At 74.3% G+C, this 20,335-nt stretch carries 24 protein-coding genes; 14 read left to right on the top strand and 10 right to left on the bottom strand.

Annotation, left to right across the window (positions count from 1 at the left end):
• The first annotated feature begins 182 nt into the window (after window positions 1-182).
• Window positions 183-404 (top strand): helix-turn-helix domain-containing protein, encoded by a 222-nt coding sequence (locus IE219_RS13180; RefSeq protein ID WP_006123601.1) that lies wholly within the window; start codon window positions 183-185, stop codon window positions 402-404.
• A 129-nt stretch (window positions 405-533) separates the two neighbouring features.
• The gene (locus IE219_RS13175) at window positions 534-1,334 is read left to right on the top strand and encodes an enoyl-CoA hydratase/isomerase family protein (RefSeq protein ID WP_189976866.1); all 801 of its coding nucleotides are present in this window, start codon (window positions 534-536) and stop codon (window positions 1,332-1,334) included.
• A 72-nt stretch (window positions 1,335-1,406) separates the two neighbouring features.
• On the opposite strand, the gene IE219_RS13170 is transcribed toward IE219_RS13175, so the two are convergent.
• Window positions 1,407-2,081, bottom strand: a complete 675-nt coding sequence (locus tag IE219_RS13170) for a hypothetical protein (RefSeq protein ID WP_189976865.1) — start codon at window positions 2,079-2,081, stop codon at window positions 1,407-1,409.
• Window positions 2,082-2,174: 93 nt separating this feature from the next.
• Here IE219_RS13170 and IE219_RS13165 point away from each other — a divergent pair, with 93 nt between their 5' ends.
• The 5 genes from IE219_RS13165 to amaP are packed head-to-tail and all read left to right on the top strand — an operon-like array spanning window position 2,175 to window position 4,491.
• Window positions 2,175-2,630: an Asp23/Gls24 family envelope stress response protein gene (locus IE219_RS13165; RefSeq protein ID WP_189976864.1), complete on the top strand. Its 456-nt coding sequence runs from the start codon at window positions 2,175-2,177 to the stop codon at window positions 2,628-2,630.
• 47 nt (window positions 2,631-2,677) lie between these two features.
• Window positions 2,678-2,869, top strand: coding sequence for a hypothetical protein (locus IE219_RS13160; RefSeq protein WP_189976863.1), 192 nt, complete (start codon window positions 2,678-2,680; stop codon window positions 2,867-2,869).
• On the top strand, window positions 2,866-3,231 hold the full coding sequence (locus IE219_RS13155; protein ID WP_373298821.1) for an Asp23/Gls24 family envelope stress response protein: 366 nt from the start codon (window positions 2,866-2,868) through the stop codon (window positions 3,229-3,231). The genes IE219_RS13160 and IE219_RS13155 overlap by 4 nt, the downstream gene beginning before the upstream one ends.
• Complete coding sequence (locus IE219_RS13150; protein WP_189976861.1) at window positions 3,228-3,884, top strand: DUF6286 domain-containing protein; 657 nt, start codon at window positions 3,228-3,230, stop codon at window positions 3,882-3,884. Before IE219_RS13155 ends, IE219_RS13150 begins: the two co-directional genes overlap by 4 nt.
• 7 nt (window positions 3,885-3,891) lie before the next feature.
• On the top strand, window positions 3,892-4,491 hold the full coding sequence (gene amaP, locus IE219_RS13145; RefSeq protein ID WP_189976860.1) for an alkaline shock response membrane anchor protein AmaP: 600 nt from the start codon (window positions 3,892-3,894) through the stop codon (window positions 4,489-4,491).
• Between the two features lie 30 nt (window positions 4,492-4,521).
• Here the strand turns inward: amaP and IE219_RS13140 are convergent, their stop codons facing one another.
• The 5 genes from IE219_RS13140 to IE219_RS13120 form a co-directional block, all read right to left on the bottom strand.
• Window positions 4,522-5,277 carry an SDR family oxidoreductase gene (locus IE219_RS13140; protein ID WP_189976859.1) on the bottom strand — a complete coding sequence of 252 codons (756 nt, stop codon included), beginning with the start codon at window positions 5,275-5,277 and terminating at the stop codon, window positions 4,522-4,524.
• Between the two features lie 4 nt (window positions 5,278-5,281).
• On the bottom strand, window positions 5,282-7,066 hold the full coding sequence (locus IE219_RS13135) for a glycoside hydrolase family 15 protein (RefSeq protein ID WP_189976858.1): 1,785 nt from the start codon (window positions 7,064-7,066) through the stop codon (window positions 5,282-5,284).
• A gap of 34 nt (window positions 7,067-7,100) precedes the next feature.
• Window positions 7,101-7,916: an SURF1 family cytochrome oxidase biogenesis protein gene (locus tag IE219_RS13130; RefSeq protein WP_189976857.1), complete on the bottom strand. Its 816-nt coding sequence runs from the start codon at window positions 7,914-7,916 to the stop codon at window positions 7,101-7,103.
• A gap of 114 nt (window positions 7,917-8,030) precedes the next feature.
• Complete coding sequence (locus tag IE219_RS13125; protein WP_189976856.1) at window positions 8,031-8,264, bottom strand: metallothionein; 234 nt, start codon at window positions 8,262-8,264, stop codon at window positions 8,031-8,033.
• A 54-nt stretch (window positions 8,265-8,318) separates the two neighbouring features.
• Window positions 8,319-9,293 carry a DEDDh family exonuclease gene (locus IE219_RS13120; RefSeq protein WP_189976855.1) on the bottom strand — a complete coding sequence of 325 codons (975 nt, stop codon included), beginning with the start codon at window positions 9,291-9,293 and terminating at the stop codon, window positions 8,319-8,321.
• A gap of 192 nt (window positions 9,294-9,485) precedes the next feature.
• Here IE219_RS13120 and IE219_RS13115 point away from each other — a divergent pair, with 192 nt between their 5' ends.
• The 4 genes from IE219_RS13115 (at window position 9,486) to IE219_RS13100 (ending at window position 12,954) form a co-directional block, all read left to right on the top strand.
• Window positions 9,486-10,211, top strand: coding sequence for a VIT1/CCC1 transporter family protein (locus IE219_RS13115; RefSeq protein ID WP_189976854.1), 726 nt, complete (start codon window positions 9,486-9,488; stop codon window positions 10,209-10,211).
• A 140-nt stretch (window positions 10,212-10,351) separates the two neighbouring features.
• The gene (locus IE219_RS13110) at window positions 10,352-11,230 is read left to right on the top strand and encodes a sterol desaturase family protein (protein ID WP_189976853.1); all 879 of its coding nucleotides are present in this window, start codon (window positions 10,352-10,354) and stop codon (window positions 11,228-11,230) included.
• Entirely contained in the window at window positions 11,227-11,898 is a 672-nt protein-coding gene (locus IE219_RS13105; RefSeq protein WP_189976852.1) for a lysoplasmalogenase, read from the top strand. Before IE219_RS13110 ends, IE219_RS13105 begins: the two co-directional genes overlap by 4 nt.
• A gap of 12 nt (window positions 11,899-11,910) precedes the next feature.
• Entirely contained in the window at window positions 11,911-12,954 is a 1,044-nt protein-coding gene (locus tag IE219_RS13100) for a zinc-dependent alcohol dehydrogenase family protein (protein WP_189976851.1), read from the top strand.
• On the opposite strand, the gene IE219_RS13095 is transcribed toward IE219_RS13100, so the two are convergent.
• Both IE219_RS13095 and IE219_RS13090 read right to left on the bottom strand, forming a co-directional pair.
• Window positions 12,944-14,245 (bottom strand): CoA transferase, encoded by a 1,302-nt coding sequence (locus IE219_RS13095; protein WP_189976850.1) that lies wholly within the window; start codon window positions 14,243-14,245, stop codon window positions 12,944-12,946. The two genes, IE219_RS13100 and IE219_RS13095, sit on opposite strands and share 11 nt — an antisense overlap.
• A gap of 94 nt (window positions 14,246-14,339) precedes the next feature.
• Entirely contained in the window at window positions 14,340-15,881 is a 1,542-nt protein-coding gene (locus IE219_RS13090; RefSeq protein ID WP_189976849.1) for a S8 family peptidase, read from the bottom strand.
• Window positions 15,882-16,156: 275 nt separating this feature from the next.
• Between IE219_RS13090 and IE219_RS13085 the strand changes: the two genes are divergently transcribed.
• The 3 genes from IE219_RS13085 to moaA all read left to right on the top strand — a co-directional run bounded on the left by IE219_RS13085 (window position 16,157) and on the right by moaA (window position 19,362).
• Window positions 16,157-16,546 carry a DUF485 domain-containing protein gene (locus tag IE219_RS13085; RefSeq protein WP_229849748.1) on the top strand — a complete coding sequence of 130 codons (390 nt, stop codon included), beginning with the start codon at window positions 16,157-16,159 and terminating at the stop codon, window positions 16,544-16,546.
• Entirely contained in the window at window positions 16,543-18,192 is a 1,650-nt protein-coding gene (locus IE219_RS13080) for a monocarboxylic acid transporter (protein ID WP_189976848.1), read from the top strand. The genes IE219_RS13085 and IE219_RS13080 overlap by 4 nt, the downstream gene beginning before the upstream one ends.
• Window positions 18,193-18,372: 180 nt before the next feature.
• Entirely contained in the window at window positions 18,373-19,362 is a 990-nt protein-coding gene (moaA, locus tag IE219_RS13075; RefSeq protein ID WP_189976847.1) for a GTP 3',8-cyclase MoaA, read from the top strand.
• Between the two features lie 6 nt (window positions 19,363-19,368).
• Here the strand turns inward: moaA and IE219_RS13070 are convergent, their stop codons facing one another.
• The gene (locus IE219_RS13070; RefSeq protein WP_229849747.1) at window positions 19,369-19,605 is read right to left on the bottom strand and encodes a hypothetical protein; all 237 of its coding nucleotides are present in this window, start codon (window positions 19,603-19,605) and stop codon (window positions 19,369-19,371) included.
• Between the two features lie 240 nt (window positions 19,606-19,845).
• Entirely contained in the window at window positions 19,846-20,178 is a 333-nt protein-coding gene (locus tag IE219_RS13065; RefSeq protein ID WP_189976845.1) for a DUF3099 domain-containing protein, read from the bottom strand.
• Between the last annotated feature and the right edge of the window lie 157 nt (window positions 20,179-20,335).

Genomic DNA, 20,335 nt, shown 5'->3' with positions numbered 1-20,335 from the left:
GGTTCCTTGATCGATTCGTACGGCCTCCGGCTCCGAACCATGCGGAACATGAGATTCCGGTCGTGTGGACGGCGTACTCGTCCGCGAACAGGACGGGACGGACCTTGTCGAATGGGTGGCCAGGACGGCGGGGAGGGGTGATCATGAGAAGTCCAGAGCGCACTTCCCATGAGGAGGCACGGGTGGCCGAGACTCTGAAGAAGGGCAGCCGGGTGACCGGCGCCGCGCGCGACAAGCTCGCGGCAGACCTGAAGAAGAAGTACGACTCCGGTGCGAGCATCCGGGCGCTGGCCGAGGAAACCGGCCGCTCCTACGGATTCGTCCACCGGATGCTCAGCGAATCCGGAGTCACGCTGCGTGGTCGCGGCGGAGCGACACGGGGCAAGAAGGCGGCCTCGGCCTGACGCCGGGGGCTCCGCCGGCCCACCGGGACCCTCCCGGTGGGCACCCGGTCGGTCCACGGACCGGCCGGGTGGTTACTGTGCAGTCACTTAGCACCTGACAGCGTGCTGCACCGGACCCGGAGGCGCCCCATGACCACGCCCGACGACTCTCAGCTCGTCTTCGACAAGGACGGTGTACGGCTCACCGTCGAGGACGCCGTCGCCACGGTGACGCTGACCAACCCGGCGAAGCGCAACGCCCAGTCTCCCGCTCTGTGGCGGGCGTTGACGGAAGCCGGCCGGTCACTGCCGGGCAGCGTGCGGATCGTCGTCCTGCGCGGCGAGGGCAAGTCCTTCTCCGCCGGACTCGACCGTCAGGCGTTCACGCCCGAGGGCTTCGACGGGGAGCCGTCCTTCCTCGACATGGCGCGGGGTTCCGAAGCGGACCTCGACGCCCTCATCGCCGAGTACCAGGAGGCGTTCACCTGGTGGCGCCGCAGCGACCTCGTGTCCATCGCGGCCGTCCAGGGCCACGCCATCGGCGCCGGCTTCCAGCTCGCCCTCGCCTGCGACCTGCGGGTCGTCGCCGAGGACGTGCAGTTCGCGATGCGCGAGACCAGCCTGGGCCTCGTCCCCGACCTCACCGGGACGCACCCGCTGGTCTCCCTCGTGGGCTACGCCCGCGCCCTGGAGATCTGCGCCACCGGCCGCTTCGTCCACGCGGACGAGGCCGTCCGGCTGGGCCTGGCCAACACCGCCGTACCCGCCGACGGCCTCGACGCGGCCGTGCGGCACCTCGCCGCCGCCCTGCTCGCGGCGCCCCGCGACGCGGTCGTCGAGACCAAGGCCCTGCTCCAGGGCGCCGTCGGCCGGGACTACGAGGAGCAGCGCGCCGCCGAGCGCGCCGCCCAGGGCCGCCGCCTGCGCGACCTGGCCGGCCTCGGCGACTGACCCGACAGCGCGCGACGGCCGGTGCGGCACCCGTGAGGAGGGCGCCGCACCGGCCGTCGTCACTCCGACGGGCTAACGCAGCTCCGAGACCAGCACGGTGACCGAGGTCCCCTCCAAGGCCGCCTCCGCCACCGCCGCGCGGACGGCCCGCGCCACCTCCGCCGGCCGCCGGCCCGCCGTCACCGCGCACTCCACCCGGACCGCCCCCGGCATCCGGTGCACCGGCGGCCCCAGCGCGTCCGCCACCCCGGCCACCCCCGGCACCCGCAGCGCCGCCAGCGCCACCGGATCGTCCGTCGCCGGAGCGGTCCGCCCCGGCTCCGGAGCGACGGGCCCCGGCTCCCGGGCCGGGGCCGCGTCCAGCAGCTCCGTCACCCGCAGGTCGACCTCGGCCACCGCCAGGTCCAGCCCCTCCGCCGCCGCGTGGAGCACCTCCCGCAGCTCCCCGGCCGCCGCCGGCAGCGGCCGGCCGCTCACCGCCGCGAACTCCGCCGCGATCCGCAGCGGCCCCGGCGGCAGCCCGCCCGGCGGCACCCCCTCCGGCGGCGGGCCGGCCGCCTCCTCCGCCGGGCCGATCCCCAGCCGGCCCGGGACCACGCCCCGTACCGCCGAGGCCGCCCGGAGCAGCACCTCCCGGGCCGCCCGCTCCGCGAGCCAGGCCCCGTCCGCCGCCGTACCGAGCGGCAGCAGCCGCCCCGGAGCGAGCCGGGCGCGCACCGCCGTGATCCCACCGTCACTCATGGTCATTGCCCCAGCCTGCCGTATCCCCGGAGCGAGAGTGGGAAACCGCCCTTAATGTGAGCGAAGAACCCCGAAATATCCCAGAAGGGGCTGATCCTGATGACGGACAGTGAACGCAGCGGTGAGACCACCTCGGTCACCAAGCGCGGCGGCGGTGCCGCCGCGGTCCGGGGGAAGACCACCATCGCCGACGGAGTCGTCGAGAAGATCGCCGGCATGGCGGCCCGGGACGTCGTCGGCGTCCACGCCATGGGCAGCGGGCTCTCCCGCACCCTCGGCGCGGTCCGCGACCGCGTCCCCGGCGGGGGCGGCGGCAAGGCCGGCGTCACCCGGGGCGTGAAGGCCGAGGTCGGCGAGGTCCAGACCGCCCTCGACCTGGAGATCGTCGTCGACTACGGCGTCTCCATCGCCGATGTCGCCGGAGCGGTCCGGGAGAACGTGATCACGGCCGTGGAGCGGATGACCGGACTGGAGGTCGTCGAGGTCAACATCGCGGTCAGCGACGTCAAGCTGCCCGACGACGAGGAAGACGAGCCCGAGTCCCGGCTCCAGTAGCCGGCCGCGGGACAAGGGGCCGCACAGGGGCCCGGAAAGGGAAACGGATGAGCATGGCGGTGACCGGCCTGCTGGCCGGCATGGGCCTCGGTTTCGCCGGATACTTCGGCGGCTTCGGGGCGTTCCTCCTGGTCGCGGCCTTGGGGGCGGTCGGCTTCGTCGTCGGCCGCTTCCTCGACGGCGACCTCGAACCCGGCGATCTGCTCCGGGTCCGCGACCGCGCCGACCGGCGGAGGTGACGGTGCCCACCGACCTCGCCGTACGGGCCCCGGTCCGCGAGCGCGGCGCCACCGCGATCGCCGACCGGGTGGTCGCCAAGATCTCCGCGCGGGCCGCCCGGGAAGCCCTGGGCGGCGTGCCGGAGGGCGGCCACCCGCCGCACGCCTCGGTGGTCGTCCACCGGGACGCCGCCCGCATCTCGATCAGCCTCGAACTCGGCTACCCCTCGGACGTCGGCCGCCGCTGCGGCGCCGTCCGGGGGCGGGTCCGCAGCCGGGTGGAGGAACTCGTCGGCATGGAGGTCCACGAGGTCTCCGTCCACGTCGAGCGCCTCCACTCGGCCCGCACCGCCCCCACCGCCGGGAAGGGCCGTCTGGCATGACCACACCACCCCCGGCCGGGACGCCGGCCGCCGGCTCCGGCACCACCGCGCCCGAGGCTCCCGACGCCCCCGACGCCGTCCCCGTCCTCGGCGGGGACGGCGGAGGGGAGCGCGTCCGGCGCTTCTGGGCGGTCCGCCGCGTCCCCGCCGCCCTCCTCGCCGCCGTCGTCCTGGCCGGCGCCGGCCTCCTGCTCTACGACGTGGCCGCCGTCCGGGCCGGGCACACCGCCATGGAGTGGCGGCGCTCGCTCGCCCGCGGCCTCGCCACCAAGCCCCTCGACGACCCCGTGGTCCTCGTGGGCGCCTCCCTCGCGGCCCTCCTCGGCCTCTGGCTGCTGCTCCTCGCCGTCACCCCCGGCCTGCGGTCCGTGCTGCCGATGCGCCGCACCCACCCCGACGTCCGCGCCGGACTCGACCGGAAGGCCGCCGCCCTCGCCCTGCGCGACCGGGCCATGGAGGTCTCCGGCGTCCAGTCCGTCCGGGTCAAGGCCGGCCGCCGCAAGGTCGCCGTCCGGGCCCGCTCCCACTTCCGGCCGCTCGACGAGGTCAGGACCGACGTCGAGACCGTCCTCGCCCAGGGGGTACGGGACCTGGGGCTCGCCGCCCCGCCCGCCCTGAAGATCCGGGTGGACCGCCCGCCCACGAAGGGATGACGCGCCCGTGAACGCCCCCGCCACCACCGTCCTGCGGCGCGTCGACCGCATCCTCCTCGGCCTCGCCGGAGTGCTCCTGCTGCTCGCCGGCGGCGCCGTCCTGGCCGCCGCCCTCGACCTGGCCGTCCCGTCCTGGTGGCCCTGGTCCGGCTCCTCCGACGTCCTGCTGTCCGCCGCCGACCGGCGGCGGTGGCGGGACGAGGGCTGGTGGTGGCCGACCGTCATCGCGGTCCTCGGCGTCCTCGTCCTGCTCGCCCTGTGGTGGCTGCTCGCCCAGTTCCGGCGGGCCCGGCTCGCCGAGCTCCTGGTGGACACCGGCGACGGCGACGCGGCCCTGCTGCGCGGCCGGGCCCTGGAGGACGTCCTGGCGGCCGACGCGACCGCGCAGGAGGGCGTGGCCCGCGCCCGGGTCGCCCTCACCGGCCGCCGCACCGCGCCCCGCACCCGGATCGCGCTCCACCTGGAGCCGTACGCCTCCCCGGGCGAGGCGCTGGCCGGGCTCAGCGGCGAGGCCCTCACCCGGGCCCGGGACGCGGCGGGCCTCGCCGCCCTCCCGACCGAGGCCCGGCTGCGCGCCGTGAAGCACGGCGCCCGCCGCGTCACCTGACGCCGCGTCCGGCGGCGCGGACCGCCCGGCTCAGAAGCCGTGCCGCGCGCCGCCGTCCACCGGCAGCATGACCCCCGTCAGGTACGAGGCGGCGGGGGAGAGGAGGAAGGCCGCCGTCCGGCCGAACTCCTCCGGGGTGCCGTAGCGGCGCAGCGGGATGTTCGCCTCGTTCGCCGCCCGGGACGCCTCCGCGTCGCCGGAGAGCGCGTCGAGCTGCCGGACCCGGTCGGTGTCGATCCGGCTCGGCAGCAGGCCGACCACCCGGATGCCGCGCGGCCCCAGGTCGTCGGAGAGCGACTTGGCGAAGCCCGCGAGCCCCGGCCGCAGCCCGTTCGAGATGGTCAGTCCCGCGATCGGCTCGTGCACCGAGCCGGACAGCACGAAGCCGATCACACCGCCCTCGCCGAGCGTCTCGGCGGCGGCGCGCGCCAGCCGGACCGCGCCGAGGAAGACGGTGCCGAAGGCGGCCGTCCACTGCTCGTCGGTGTTGTCGGCCGCGAAGCCGGGCGCCGGGCCGCCGACGCTGATCAGGATGCCGTCGAAGCCGCCGAACCGGGACCGGGCCGCGGCGATCAGCCGGGCCGGGGTCGCCGGGTCGTCGTTGTCGGCGGCCAGCCCCGCCGCGCCCTCGCCGAGCGCGGCCACCGCCTCGGCGACGGTCGCCTCCTCGCGCCCGGTGACCAGCACCCGGGCCCCCTCCGCGAGCAGCGCCTCGGCGGTGGCGCGGCCCAGCCCCCGGGTCGCGCCGGTCACCACGTACACCCGGTCCTTCAGTCCAAGATCCATGGACCTATCCTGCCGCGTCGTCCCCGGCCAGGGCGAGCGCCGTGCCCACCAGCCCGATGTGACTGAACGCCTGCGGGAAGTTGCCGAGCTGCCGGCCCGTCACCGGGTCGTACTCCTCCGCCAGCAGCCCCACGTCGTTGGCCAGCCCCGCCAGCCGCTCGAACAGCTCCCGGGCCTCCCGGGTCCGGCCGGTCATCCGCAGCGCGTCCGCCAGCCAGAAGGAGCACACCAGGAAGGTGCCCTCCTGCCCCGGCAGCCCGTCCACCGAGCCCTCGCCGGGGCTGTAGCGGCGCAGCAGGCCGTGGTGGGTCAGCTCGGCCCGGACCGCGTCCACGGTGCCCTTCACCCGGGGGTCCTCCGGCGGCAGGAAGCCGACCCGGGGGATGAGCAGGGTGGCCGCGTCCAGTTCCGCGGAGCCGTACGACTGGGTGAAGGTGTTGCGCCCGGGGTCGTACGCCTTCGCGCACACCTCGGCGTGGATCTCGTCGCGCAGCGCCCGCCAGCGGTCCGGCTCCCCGGGCAGCGAGGGGTCCGCCTCCAGGGTGCGCACCGCCCGGTCGGCCGCCACCCAGGCCATCACCTTGGAGTGGGTGAAGTGGCGGCGCGGGCCGCGCACCTCCCACAGGCCCTCGTCGGGCTCGCGCCAGTGCGACTCCAGGAAGCCGAGCAGGCTCAGCTGGAGGTTCCAGGCGTGCCGCCGGGCGGGGATGCCGGCCTCGCGCGCCAGCGACAGGGTGTCCATGACCTCGCCGTAGACGTCGAGCTGGAACTGGTCGACGGCCGCGTTCCCGGTCCGCACCGGGGCCGAGTCGGCGTAGCCGCGCAGCCAGGGCAGCGTGGTCTCGGGGAGCCGGCGCTCCCCGGCGGGCCCGTACATGATCTGGAGGTCGGCGGGGTCGCCGGCGACCGAGCGGAGCAGCCAGTCCCGCCAGGCGGCGGCCTCGTCGGCGTATCCGGCGGCGAGCAGCGCGCCGAGGGTGAGGGAGGAGTCGCGCAGCCAGCAGGCCCGGTAGTCCCAGTTCCGTACGCCTCCGATCTCCTCGGGCAGGGAGGTGGTGGGGGCGGCGACGATGCCGCCGGTGGGGGCGTAGGTGAGGGCCTTCAGAGTGATCAGGGAGCGGACCACGGCCTCCCGGTGGGGGCCGTCGTAGGAGCAGCGGGCGGTCCACTCCCGCCAGTCGGCGAGGGACTGCGCCAGTGCCTCGTGGGGGTCGACGCGCGCGGGGCGCCGCTCGTGGGAGGGGTGCCAGGTGAGGACGAAGGCGACCTTCTCCCCGGCGGCCACGGTGAAGGAGGAGCAGGTGGAGTACTGCTGGCCCCAGGTCTTCACGGCCGGTTCGCTGCGCAGCCACACCGCGTCCGGGCCGGCGACCGCGACCCGGTGCCCCTCGGCACGGCGCATCCACGGCACGATCGAGCCGTAGTCGAAGCGGAGGCGGAGGACGGCGGCCATCTCGACGCTGCCGCTGACCCCCTCGACGATCCGGACGACGTCCGGCGCGCGGTCCCGCTGGGGCATGAAGTCGACGACCTTGACGGTGCCGGTGCGGGTCTCCCAAAGGGTCTCCAGGACCAGGGAGTCGGGCAGGTAGCGGCGGCCGGAGCAGCGGGTGGCGCCCTTGGGGGCGATCCTCCAGTGGCCGTTCTCCTCGTCGCCGAGGAGGGCGGCGAAGCAGGCCGCAGAGTCGAAGCGGGGCAGGCACAGCCAGTCGATCGATCCGTCGCGGCCGACGAGCGCGGCGGTCTGGAGATCGCCGATGAGGGCGTAGTCGTCGATACGTCGCGTCACGCTCTGGGCTGTTCCCGGAAGCGGGCGCGGTCAATCAGCGGGGCGCGGCCGCCTCGACGGCGTCCTGGTCCGCGGGCTGTCCCGCGGTGGTCCCTCCGGCCGCGGCGGCCTCGCGGTCGCGCTTCTCGCGCCGGGCGAGGACGAACCAGCCGACCGGCACGCCGGCGCTGAACAGCCACCACTGGACGGCGTACGCCATGTGGGCGCCGATCGACTCGTGGTCCGGCTCGGGGATCTGCTCGGGCGAGTCGCCGGCCGGCTCGGGCGCGGTCTGCTCGACGTACCCGCCGAGGACCTCGCGCCCGATCAGCTCGGCCTGCTGGGCGCTGCTGATGAGCATCACCTGCCGGTCCGGCAGGCCCTTGAGGTCCTTGATGCCGCTGGCGCCGGTGGTCTCGTCGGCCTTGAGCCGGCCGGTGACGGTGACCTCGCCCTTCGGCGCGGGCGGGACCTGCGGGAAGGCGCGCTGGTCGGCGGCGGCCGGCACCCAGCCGCGGTTGACCAGCACGATCCGCCCGTCCCGGAGGACCAGCGGGGTGAGGACGTGCGCGCCGACGCGGTCGTCGGAGGAGGTGCGGCGGCGGACGACGACCTCGTGGGCGGTGTCGAAGGTGCCGGTGGCGGTGACCCGGCGCCAGTAGTCGGCGCGCGGGACGGTGTGGCCGGGGGAGGTGAGCCGCTCGACCGGGACCGGCTCCGCCTTCAGGTTGTCCGCGATCAGGGTGTTCTGGGCGACCCGGCGTTCGTGCCGGTGGAACTGCCAGAAGCCCAGCTCGATCATCACGGGGACGAGGGCGAGGGCGACGAGGGTGAGGATCACCCACTGCCGGGACAACAGGAAGCGGTACACGCCGTCGACGGTACAGCGCCCGTCGCGGCGTGCCCGCACAGGGGTCGGACGGCCCCGGCCGGGCCCCTCCGGAATCGTTTCCTCAGGAGTTCCGGGCGGAAGGCCCCACCGGTGTCAGACCCGGTCGACGATGCCCGCCCTCCCCTCCGCGCGGGCGCAGTGGGCGCCGCAGTACCACTTCCCCTCGGCCTCGACGCCCTGTCCGATGATCTGGACCCGGCAGTGCTCGCAGATGGGCGCCATGCGGTGGATGGCGCAGGAGAAGCAGTCGAAGACGTGGATCGCGCCCTGGGCGTGAACCTCGAACGACATGCCGTAATCGTTTCCGCAGACCTCACAACGTGCCATGCGCCACAGGGTGCGGTTTCGGGCCGCCGCGCGCCGGGCGCCGCGCCCGGGGCGTCACCCGTCTGCCGGGGCCACGTCCCGCAGCAGGTGGGCGTAGGCGGCCTCGTCGACGATCGGGGTGCCGAAGGACTTCGCCTTCACCGTCTTGGAGGTGTACGCGTCCGGGTCGTTGGTCACCAGCAGGCTGGTGAGCCGGGAGACGGAGGTGGCGACGTGCAGCCCCGCCTCGACCGTGCGGTCCTCCAGGAGCTCGCGGTCGACGGAGGTGTCGCCGGAGAAGGCGACCCGCATCCCCTGCTTGAGCGGCTTGTCGCTCTCGTACCGGCCGGGGTTGGGGTACGGGCAGGCCGGGCGCTTCCGGGAGGGGCGCCAGCCGCCCGCGCGGTACGGGGACGGGCCGCCGGCCGCCGGGCGGGCCGGCGACGGGGCCCACTCGGTGAGCGGCCGGCACTCCAGGAGCGGCAGCCGGACGTTCCGCTCGGCCGCCGCGTGCAGGCTGGGGCGGAACGCCTCCGCGAGCACGCGCGCGTCGTCCAGCGCGTTGTGCGCCTGCCGCTGCACCACGCCGAAGTGGGCGGCGAGCGACTCCAGCTTGTGGTTGGGCAGCGGCAGCGCCAGCTCCTTGGAGAGCGCGATGGTGCACAGCCGCTGGCGCACGGGCGCGGTGCTCTCGGCGCGGGCGTACTCGCGGGCGATCATCTGCCAGTCGAACATCGCGTTGTGCGCGACCAGGACGCGGCCGTCGAGGCGGGCCGCGAACTCCTCGGCGACCTGCGTGAACAGCGGCGCGCCCGCGAGCATGTCGCCGGTCAGGCCGTGGATCCACACCGGTCCCGGGTCCCGCTCCGGGTTCACCAGCGTGTACCAGTGGTCCTCGACGTCGCCCTGGGCGTCGAGCCGGTAGACGGCGGCGGACACGATCCGGTCGTCGCGGGCGAGGCCGGTGGTCTCCACGTCGACGACCGCGTACCCCTGCGGGTAGGCGGCCGGCCATGTCGCTGCTGTCGTGCGGTCGTCGAGCATGGTCATTGAGAATACGGCCCGCGACCGACACCACCGCCCCCGCTGTCCTCGATGTCTGGTATGTCACCTCGTACGCGCGCGTGTGCGGGAGGCGCGGCACCGTCGTCATCGCGCTCCGCGAGCCCCCGGTGCGCGCCGCGCACCGGCGCGGGCGGGTCGCTCCCCGGCGCGCGGGCGGCCGGGTGCGACCCTCCTGACGTGACCGACGCGACGCCTCCTCCCGCCCACCACCAGGCCGCCGAGGGCGGCGGCCTCGGCACCCGGCTCAACTGGCTCCGGGCCGCCGTGCTCGGCGCCAACGACGGCATCGTCTCCACCGCCGGCCTCGTCGTCGGCGTCGCCGGGGCCACCGGGTCCCGCGACGCCCTCCTCACCGCCGGTCTCTCCGGCCTCCTCGCGGGCTCCCTCTCCATGGCCGTCGGCGAGTACGTCTCCGTCTCCGTCCAGCGCGACTCCGAGACCGCCGCCCTCGCCGCCGAGAAGCGCGAGCTCCACGAGAGCCCGGAGGAGGAGCTCGACGAGCTCACCGCCCTCCTCGCCGGGCACGGCCTCAGCCCCGCCGTCGCCCGCGAGGCCGCCGAGCAGCTCACCGCCCGCGACGCGCTCAAGGCGCACGCGCGCGTGGAGCTCGGCATCGACCCCGACGCCCTCACCAACCCCTGGCACGCCGCCTGGGCGAGCTTCCTCGCCTTCACGGCCGGCGCCCTGCTGCCGCTCCTCGCGATCGTCCTGCCCCCGGCCTCCGCGCGCCTCTGGGTCACCGTCGTCTCGGTCCTCGGCGCCCTCACCCTCACCGGCTGGTGGGCCGCCCGCCTCGCCGACGCCCCCACCGCGCGCGGCACCCTGCGCACCGTCGCCGGGGGCGCCCTCGCCATGGCGGTCACCTACGGGGCGGGCTCCGTGCTGGGCGCGGCGGGGGTGTGAGCGGGCCCGGAGCCCCTCCCGCCGCCGCGCACCGGAACCCGCCTTGTCGGAAGCCGCCAAAAGCTGCTGACAAGTCGTCTCGCATACTTGTTGGTAACAACCTCTAGCCGTGCCCCCGGCCGACCCCTACCGTCATCGGCATGCCCAACCTGCCCGATGTCGTGCTCTGGTCCATACCGGCGTTCGTCCTGCTCACCGTCGTGGAGATGGCCGCCCACCGGTTCCACCCCGACGAGGACGCCGCCGGGTACGAGACGAAGGACGCCGCCACCAGCATCGGCATGGGCCTCGGCAGCCTCGCCTTCGACGCGCTGTGGAAGATCCCCATCGTCGCGATCTACACCGCCGTCTACGAGCTGACGCCGCTGCGGGTGCCCTTCCTGTGGTGGACGCTGCCGCTCATGCTGCTCGCCCAGGACTTCTTCTACTACTGGCAGCACCGCGGCCACCACGTCGTCCGCATCCTCTGGGCCTGCCACGTGGTCCACCACAGCAGCCGCAGGTTCAACCTCACCACCGCGCTCCGCCAGCCCTGGACCAGCCTCACCGGATGGCCGTTCTACCTGCCGCTGATCGCGCTCGGCGTGCACCCCGCCGCCGTCGCGTTCTGCCACTCGATCAACCTCGTCTACCAGTTCTGGATCCACACCGAGCGCGTCGGCAGACTGCCCCGCCCCTTCGAGTACGTCCTCAACACCCCGTCCCACCACCGCGTCCACCACGCCTCCCAGGGCGGCTACCTGGACCGCAACTTCGGCGGCATCCTCATCGTCTGGGACCGGATGTTCGGCTCCTGGACGGGCGAGACCGAGCGGCCCGTCTACGGGCTCACCAAGAACATCGACACCCACAACCCGCTCCGCGTCGCCACCCACGAGTACGCCGCCATCGCCCGCGACGTCCGCGCGGCCGGCGACTGGCGCGAACGGGCCGGCCGGATCTTCCGCGGCCCCGGCTGGCAGCCCGCCCCCCGCCCGACCCCCGCACCCGAACCGACCGCCCCGGAGCCCGCCGCGTGAACACCCCCTCCCGCCTCCTGCTCGGCGCCTTCCTGCTCGCCGCCGCCACCGACCTCGGCTCGCTCCTCGCCGGCGCCGACGCCGGCCACCTGATCGCCAAGCCGCTCCTGCTGCCGCTGCTCGCCGCCTTCGCGGCCACCCGGGGCGCCCCCCGCCTCCTCGTCGCGGCCCTCCTCTTCGGCTGGGGCGGCGACGTCTTCCTGCTCCTCGACGCCGACTGGGCCTTCCTCGTCGGCATGGGCTCCTTCGCCCTCGGCCACGTCTGCTACCTGGTCCTCTTCGGCCGCCGCCGCACCTCCCCGCTCCTCGGCGGCCTCTACGCCCTCGCCCTCCTCGGCACCGTCGTCGCCCTCTGGCCCGACCTCCCCGCCGACCTGCGGATCCCCGTCGCCGGCTACTCCCTGCTGCTCGCCGCGATGGCCTACCGCGCCAGCTCGCTGGGCGTCCTCGCCGGTGTCGGCGGCGCGCTCTTCCTGCTCTCCGACACCCTCATCGCCACCGGCATCGCCGACTGGCCCCAGCTGCCGGCCCCCGACTTCTGGGTCATGCTGACCTACATCGCCGCCCAGTACCTGCTGACCGCGGGCGCCCTGGCCGCCACCCCCGCGACCGCCCCCGCGGCGACCGCGCCGGACGCGATGTACGGTGAACGTCGTACGACCAGCTGACAGCGAGGAACCATGCGCGCCACCACCATCCACGCCCCGTTCGACCTGCGCGTGGAGGAGGTGCCCGACCCGGTCGTGCGGGATCCCGGCGACGCCGTCGTCCGGGTCCTGCGCGCCTGCGTCTGCGGCAGCGACCTGTGGGCCTACCGGGGCGAGTCCGCCCGCACGCCCGGCCAGCGCATCGGCCACGAGTTCCTCGGCGTCGTCGAGGCCACCGGACCCGGGGTCGGCGGCCTGCGGACCGGCGACCTCGTCGTCTCCCCCTTCGTCTGGTCCGACGGCACCTGCGACTACTGCGCCGAGGGCCTCCAGACCTCCTGCCCCAACGGCGGCTTCTGGGGCTCCGGCGGCTCCGACGGCGGCCAGGGCGAGGCCGTCCGCGTCCCCTTCGCCGACGGCACCCTCGTCCGGCTCCCCGCCGACGCCGCCTCCGACGACCGGCTGCTGACCGCCCTGCTCGCCCTCTCCGACGTCATGGGCACCGGCCACCACGCCGCCCTCGGCGCGGGCGTCCGCCCCGGCTCCACCGTCGCCGTCGTCGGCGACGGCGCCGTCGGCCTCTGCGGCGTCCTCGCCGCCCGCCGCCTGGGCGCCGAGCGGATCATCGCGCTGGGCCGCCACCCCGCCCGTACCGACATCGCCCGCCTCTTCGGCGCCACCGACGTCGTCGCCGAGCGCGGCGAGGCCGCCGAGGCCGCCGTCCGCGAACTCACCGGCGGCCACGGCGCCCACGGCGTCATCGAGGCCGTCGGCACCGAGCAGTCCATGCGCACCGCCGTGAACATCGCCCGCGACGGCGGCTCCGTCGGCTACGTCGGCGTCCCGCACGGCTCCGGCACCGGCCTCGACCTCTCCGTCATGTTCGACCGCAACATCGCCCTGCGCGGCGGCGTCGCCCCCGTCCGCGCCTACCTGCCCGAACTCCTCGCCGACGTCCTCGACGGCACGCTCGACCCGTCCCCGGTCTTCGACCTGACCGTGGACCTCGACGGCGTCCCCGACGGCTACCGGGCCATGGACGAACGCACCGCCCTCAAGGTCCTCGTCAGGCCCTGAGCCAGGCCGCCCGGTCCGCGCCCGCCACCCCCGGCGGGCGCGACCAGCCCGCCGGGCCGCCCTCGTACGCCACCGGCGACACCGCGTGCCGCAGCCGTCCGAGCGGCCCGTCCGACTCCGCGACGTACCGCCCGGGGTCGTACCGGGGCAGGCCGTGCGCCAGCCAGTGCCCGGTGCGCGCCAGCGACAGCCGGACCAGCCGCCCGCCGCCGTCCCGCTCCCGCTCGGTCAGCGACCGCAGCACCGCCGCCGCCAGCAGGTACCCCGTGCCGTGGTCCAGCGCCTGCGCGGGCAGCGCCCCCGGCTCCTCCTCCGACCCCTCCGTCACCGCGATCCCGGTCGCCGCCTGCACCAGGCTGTCGAAGCCCCGCCGCCCGCCCCAGGGCCCGTGGTCGCCCCAGGCCGACAGCCGGGCCGTCACCAGCCCCGGCCGCTCCAGCCCGTACCGCTCCAGCGCCCCCGGCCGGTAGCCGGTCACCAGCACGTCCGCCGCGTCCAGCAGCTCGTCGAAGCTCCGCCGGTCCGACGGCCGGTCCAGGTCCAGGGCCGCCGTCCGCTTCCCCACGTCCCCGTCCGCGTGCTGGTCCGCCAGCTCCGGGCGGCCCGGCGGGTCGATCCGCAGCACGTCCGCGCCGAGCAGCGCCAGCGTCCGGGTCGCCACCGGGCCCGCGATCACCCGGGTCAGGTCCAGGACCCGCGGCGGCCCGCCGGCCCGGCGCCGGGCCGGCGCGTCGTCGACCCGCTCCCGGGTGAGCAGCGGGCGCGCCGCGACCTCCCGGCCCTGCGGGTGGGCGGCCCACGCGGCGGGCGTCCGCACCGCCACCGCCAGGCCCCCGGCCGCGTACACCGCCTCCTCCACCTCGGCGGCGGTGCGGGCGCCGACCGCCTCCGCCACCGCCTTTGCCGACCCGTCGGCGTCCAGCGCCGCCAGCAGGGCCGCCCGGTGGTGCGGATAGTTGGCGTGGGTGCGGACCCAGCCGTCGGCCGCCCGCCAGAACCGCGACAGCGGCGCGAAGCTCACCGGCGCCCGCCCGTCCATCCGCAGGTGCCGCTCGCTCACGAAGGCGGTGGCGACGGCCCCGTCGTCCACCCGCACGGGCCCCGCCGCCCCCGCGTGCTCCACCGCCGCGAGCCCGCAGACCGCGACCGTCGCCCGCGCCAGGTCCATCACCGGCAGCCGCGCGGGCAGCAGCCCGGACACCCCGCCGTACTCGACCCGGTCCACCAGGGCGGGATCGCCGCCCAGCGCCGCCCACAACGACTCCGTACCGCTCCGCACCGTGCACTCCATGCCCGCACTATGGCACCCGGTGCCACCCCCGGGCACGCGAAAGGCCCCGGTGCGGCACGCCGCACCGGGGCCCTCGCGTCGGGTCAGGCCGTCATCAGCGGCGGACGGCCTCCAGCGCGTCCACCAGACCGGCCCCGTAGAAGCCGTTCTTCTGCTTGCCGCCCTCGCAGACGGCGTCGATCGTGCCGTCGCCCTCGATGTCGTACGGGTTGGTGCAGGCGTGCTCGTCGGCCTGCGCGTACAGCAGCGCCTTCAGCGAGGCCGGGCTCGCCTTCGGGTGCGTCGACTTCAGCAGCGCCAGCACACCGGCGGCGTGCGGCGACGCCATCGACGTGCCGGCCTTGTAGTTGTAGCCGCCGTTGACCGTGGTCGACAGGATCAGACCGTTGGTCGCCGGGGCGTCCGGGGTCTGGTAGGCCGTGCGGTCGCCGCCGGGGGCGGAGACGTCGATGACCCCGCGGCCGTAGTTCGAGTACGAGGCCTTCAGGCCCTTCGCGCCGGTCGCGGAGACCGTCACGACGCCCGGCAGCATCGCCGGGTAGTCCACGCACTTCTTCGGGTCGATGACCCGGTCGCCCGGAGTGGTGTCGTTCGGGCTGGAGTTGTCCAGGATGGAGTCGGCCGCCAGGTCGAACTTGGAGTTGCCGGCCGCGGCCACGTTGACCGTGCCCTTCTTCTCCGCGTACCGGGTCGCCCGGGTGACCGCCTCGACGAGGGCCTTCTGGTCCGCGTCGTTCTTGCAGGCGAACATCCACGGGTCGGTGTAGTAGCTGTTGTTCGTGATGTCGATGTCGTTCTCGGCGGCCCACATGAAGCCGCAGACCACGGCCTCGGTGTAGAAGAAGCCGTCCGGGGTGGACACCTTGATGCCGGCGAGCTTCACGCCCGGGGCGACACCGGTGACGCCGACGCCGTTCTTGGCCGCGCCGATCGTGCCGGCGACGTGGGTGCCGTGGTCCGACTCGCCCGGGTTGGGACGCCACGAACCGGGCGTGGTGTCCGGCACGCCGGAGACGCAGTTCGCGGACTTGCGGGCGTCGAAGTTCGGCGCCAGGTCCGGGTGGGTGTCGTCCACGCCGGTGTCGATGACGCCGACGGTGACCCGGCTGCTGCCGAGGGTCTTCTTGTGCGCCTTGTCGGCCTTGATGGCCGGCAGGTCCCACTGCAACGGCTCCAGCGGGTCCTGCTCGTCGGAGGCGTTCGCGGCGGCGGACAGCGCCTCGGCGGCCGTCAGCGCCTCGGCCGCGCCGCCGACGGAGTCGTCGCGCTGCGCGGAGAGCGGGGCGGTGCGCGTCGCACCCGCCGACACCACGCCGCGCGCCTTGCGTATCTGCTGGGCGAAGGCCGGGTTCTGCGAGTGGACGACCAGCACGCCTATGCGGTCGTAGTCGGCGACGACCTCGCCGCCCGCGGCCTTCACGGCCTTCTTCACCGCGGTCGCGGTGCCGCGGCCGTTCGCCACGTTCACGACGTAGGTGAGCTTCGCACCGCTCGTCGCGACGGCGGCGGACGCCGGGGCATCGCTCAGCTCCGCGGCGGAGGCGGCGCCGGAGGGAAGGAAGCCGAGCGAGGCGGTGAGCGCGAGACCAGCAGGCAGAGCGAGTACTCGGCCGCGCCTCGATCCCAGATGAGCCATGGGTTCTCCACATCATCCGTCTGTACTGCCCGGACGCGGGGTTGCGTCTGAGCAGGTGCATGACGGCCGAAGCTATCGCTGATCTTCCCTGGTCATCAATGAGTTGAGAAGACTTGATGAAGATTCGCGCGAAGATTCCCCGCCGGTGAACCGCTTCACATCCGGCCCCGTGCCGTTGAGCAGGGGAGGGGCGCCGGCCGGCGACCCCGTTTCCCGCACCCCCAGGTGAGGCCCCCATGACCATGCCGCCCGCCCCCGCGTCACCAGGAGAGACCGTGGCCACCGAAGTACCACCGCAGAGAAACGGCAGGGGGACCGACCCCGGTCCCGGCCCCTCCGGCACGGGGGCAGGCCCCGCCCCGGAGCGTTTCGTCGAGGTCCAGCGCGGCGAGGAGTTCGGCGAACTCCGCCGCACCTACCGCTCGTTCGCCTTCCCCCTGACGATCGCCTTCATCGCCTGGTACCTGCTCTACGTCCTGCTCTCCAACTACGCGGGCGGCTTCATGGCCATCCGCCTCTTCGGCCACATCAACGTGGCGCTCGTCCTGGGCCTCGGCCAGTTCGCCACCACCTTCCTCATCGCCTGGCTCTACTCCCGCCACGCCGCCCACCGCCTCGACCCCCGGGCCGAGGCCATCAAGGCCCGTATGGAGGGCGACGCATGACCATCCCCGCCGCCTCCGCCCTGCTCGCCGCCGACAGCGCCACCACCGAGCACCGGCCGCTGATCATCGCCCTCTTCGCCGCCTTCGTCCTCGCCACCCTCGGCATCACCATCTGGGCCGGCCGGCAGACCCGCAGCGCCGCCGACTTCTACGCCGGCGGCGGCCAGTTCACCGGCTTCCAGAACGGCCTCGCCATCTCCGGCGACTACATGTCCGCCGCGTCCTTCCTCGGCATCAGCGGCGCCATCGCCCTCTACGGCTACGACGGCTTCCTCTACTCCATCGGCTTCCTCGTCGCCTGGCTCGTCGCCCTCCTCCTGGTCGCCGAACCCCTGCGCAACTCCGGCCGGTTCACCATGGGCGACGTCCTCGCCTACCGGATGCGCCAGCGCCCCATCCGCACCGCCGCCGGCACCTCCACCATCGTCGTCTCGATCTTCTACCTGCTCGCCCAGATGGCCGGCGCGGGCGTCCTCGTCTCCCTGCTCCTCGGCATCACCAGCGACGGTGGCAAGATCGCCATCGTCGCCCTGGTCGGCGTCCTGATGATCGTCTACGTGACCATCGGCGGCATGAAGGGCACCACCTGGGTGCAGATGGTCAAGGCCGTCCTCCTCATCGCGGGCACCCTGCTCATCACCTTCCTCATCCTGCTCAAGTTCGACTTCAACCTCTCCGACCTGCTCGGCGCCGCCGCCACCAACAGCGGCAAGGGCGACGCCTTCCTGGAGCCCGGCCTCAAGTACGGCGTCTCCGAGGTCTCCAAGCTCGACTTCCTCTCCCTCGGCATCGCCCTGGTCCTCGGCACCGCCGGCCTGCCGCACATCCTCATCCGCTTCTACACGGTGCCCACCGCCAAGGCCGCCCGGAAGTCGGTCAACTGGGCCATCGGCATCATCGGCGCCTTCTACCTGATGACCATCGTCCTCGGCTTCGGCGCCGCCGCCCTGCTCAGCGGCGACACCATCAAGGCGTCCAACAAGGCGGGCAACACGGCGGCCCCGCTGACTGCCCTGGAGGTCGGCGGCGGCGCCGGCTCCACCGGCGGATCGATCCTCCTCGCCGTCATCTCCGCGGTCGCCTTCGCCACCATCCTCGCCGTGGTCGCCGGCCTGACCCTGGCCTCCTCCTCGTCCTTCGCCCACGACATCTACGCCAATGTGATCAAGCGCGGGAAGGCCACCGAGAAGCAGGAGATGAAGGCCGCCCGCTGGGCCACCGTCCTCATCGGCATCGTCTCGATCGCGCTCGGCGCCCTCGCCCGCGACCTCAACGTCGCGGGGCTGGTCGCCCTCGCCTTCGCGGTCGCCGCCTCGGCCAACCTGCCGACGATCCTCTACTCCCTCTTCTGGAAGCGCTTCACCACCCAGGGCGCCCTCTGGTCCATCTACGGCGGCCTGATCTCCTCCGTCGTCCTCGTCGTCTTCTCCCCGGTGGTCTCCGGCGCCGCCTCCTCGATGATCAAGGACGTCGACTTCCACTGGTTCCCGCTGGAGAACCCCGGCCTGGTCTCCATCCCGCTCGGCTTCCTCCTCGGCTGGCTCGGCTCCCTCCTCTCCAAGGAGGAGCCCGACCCGGTCAAGTACGCCGAGCTGGAGGTCCGCTCCCTCACCGGCGTGGGTACCGCCGAGGCGGTCCGCCACTGACCGCAGCGCACCGGGCCGTATACGGTCCGCGACCGGACACCGGCCGCGTCGTAGAGTTCTACGACGCGGCCGGTGCCGTCCTCGTGACAATCGGGCCGTGCCCCCCGTCACAGGGGTCACGTACGCTCGAAGAGAAGAAGCCGAGAGCGGAAGAAACCGGAAGAAGGGGGAGGGGGCCCAGTGCTCATCGACACGTACGGGCGGGTCGCCACCGATCTGCGCGTCTCCCTCACCGACCGGTGCAACCTGCGCTGCACCTACTGCATGCCCGAGGAGGGCCTGCGGTGGCTGGCCAAGCCCGACCTCCTCACCGACGACGAGATCGTCCGGCTGATCCGCATCGCCGTCACCGAACTCGGCGTCACCGAGGTCCGCTTCACCGGCGGCGAACCGCTGCTCCGGCCCGGCCTCGTCGGGATCGTCGAGCGCTGCGCCGCCCTGGAGCCCCGCCCCCGGATGTCCCTGACGACCAACGGCATCGGACTCAAGCGCACCGCCACCGCCCTGAAGGCGGCCGGCCTGGACCGGGTCAACGTCTCGCTGGACACCCTGCGCCCCGACGTCTTCAAGACCCTCACCCGCCGCGACCGCCACCAGGACGTCCTCGACGGCATGGCCGCCGCCCGCGAGGCCGGCCTCACCCCCGTCAAGGTCAACGCCGTCCTGATGCCGGGACTCAACGAGGACGAGGCCCCCGACCTCCTCGCCTGGGCGATCGAGCAGGGGTACGAGCTCCGCTTCATCGAGCAGATGCCCCTCGACGCCCAGCACGGCTGGAAGCGCGACGGCATGATCACCGCCGGGGACATCCTGGAGTCCCTCCGCACCCGCTTCGACCTCGCCCCCGAGGGCGCCGGGGAGCGCGGCTCGGCCCCCGCCGAGCGGTGGACCGTCGACGGCGGACCGCACACGGTCGGCGTCATCGCCTCGGTCACCCGCCCGTTCTGCCGGGCCTGCGACAGGACCCGGCTCACCGCCGACGGCCAGGTCCGCACCTGCCTCTTCGCCACCGAGGAGACCGACCTGCGGGCCGCCCTCCGCTCCGACGCGGGGGACGAGGCCGTCGCGGAGCTGTGGCGGAAGGCGATGTGGGGCAAGAAGGCCGGCTCCGGCCTGGACGACCCCGGCTTCCTCCAGCCCGACCGCCCGATGTCGGCGATCGGCGGCTAGGAGCGGTCAGCCGCCGGTGCCGGTACCGTCGGCTTCGGCGGACTCCCACTCGGCGAGCGCGACGACGTCCTTCAGGAACCCCCGCACCCCCAGGAACTGGGAGAGGTGCTCGCGGTGCTCCTCGCAGGCCAGCCACGTCTTGCGCCGCTCCGGCGTGTGCAGCTTGGGGTTGTTCCACGCCAGCACCCACACGGCGGCGGCCCGGCAGCCCTTGGCGGAACAGATCGGCTTCTCGTCACTCACGGGACCCTGGATCACCGGAACATTGTCCAGCAACAGCGATGCCGAGCAGCCACGGGGGGAGCTGCCCGGCATCGGTCCGTCGCTCCGACGGGGGATGCGGAGCGCGTACGCAGTATGTCACGGCACCCGGGGGGAGGTGCACCAGAACTTCACGATTGATCTGAGCTTTTCTTGAGCTTCCCGACGGGGTCCTCACCACGTTCCGTGACCGGACGGCGGGACTCCGCACGGGGCCGCCGCTCAGGGGCGTTCCGCTCCGGATTCCGGTGCGGAGCCGTCCGCGCCGAGTGCCGGCCGCACCGGCGCCGGGACGAAGGTGGAGGGGAGCGAGGGCGCCGTCTCGCGGCCCGCGTTGGCGATCACCACCGCGATGTACGGCAGCAGCACGCCGAGCGCCAGCGTCACGATCGCCACGTGCCGTTCCACGTTCCACAGCACCGCCGTCGCGATCACCGAGACCGTCCGCACCGACATCGAGATGACGTACCGCCGCTGCCTGCCCCGGACGTCCTCCGCGAGTCCCTGCCGGGCCCCGGTGATCCGGAAGACCTCGGACCCGCCCCGCTTCCGCATCGTGTTCCACCACCCGCCGCTCGCGCCGGAACCTCCCCGGTCCGGACCTCGCCTCACGGTACGCCCCCGGCTCCCGGCCGACGAGGCCGGGGCACGGACGGCGGCGCCCGACATGCGCCGTATGGGCGAGGGGACGACACTGGGGCCATCGGCGCAC

The sequence above is a fragment of the Streptomyces termitum genome (assembly GCF_014650175.1).
Lineage (GTDB): Bacteria > Actinomycetota > Actinomycetes > Streptomycetales > Streptomycetaceae > Streptomyces > Streptomyces termitum.
The sequence above is the reverse complement of the archived record's forward strand: the minus strand, read 5'-3'. Positions and strand labels throughout refer to the sequence as shown.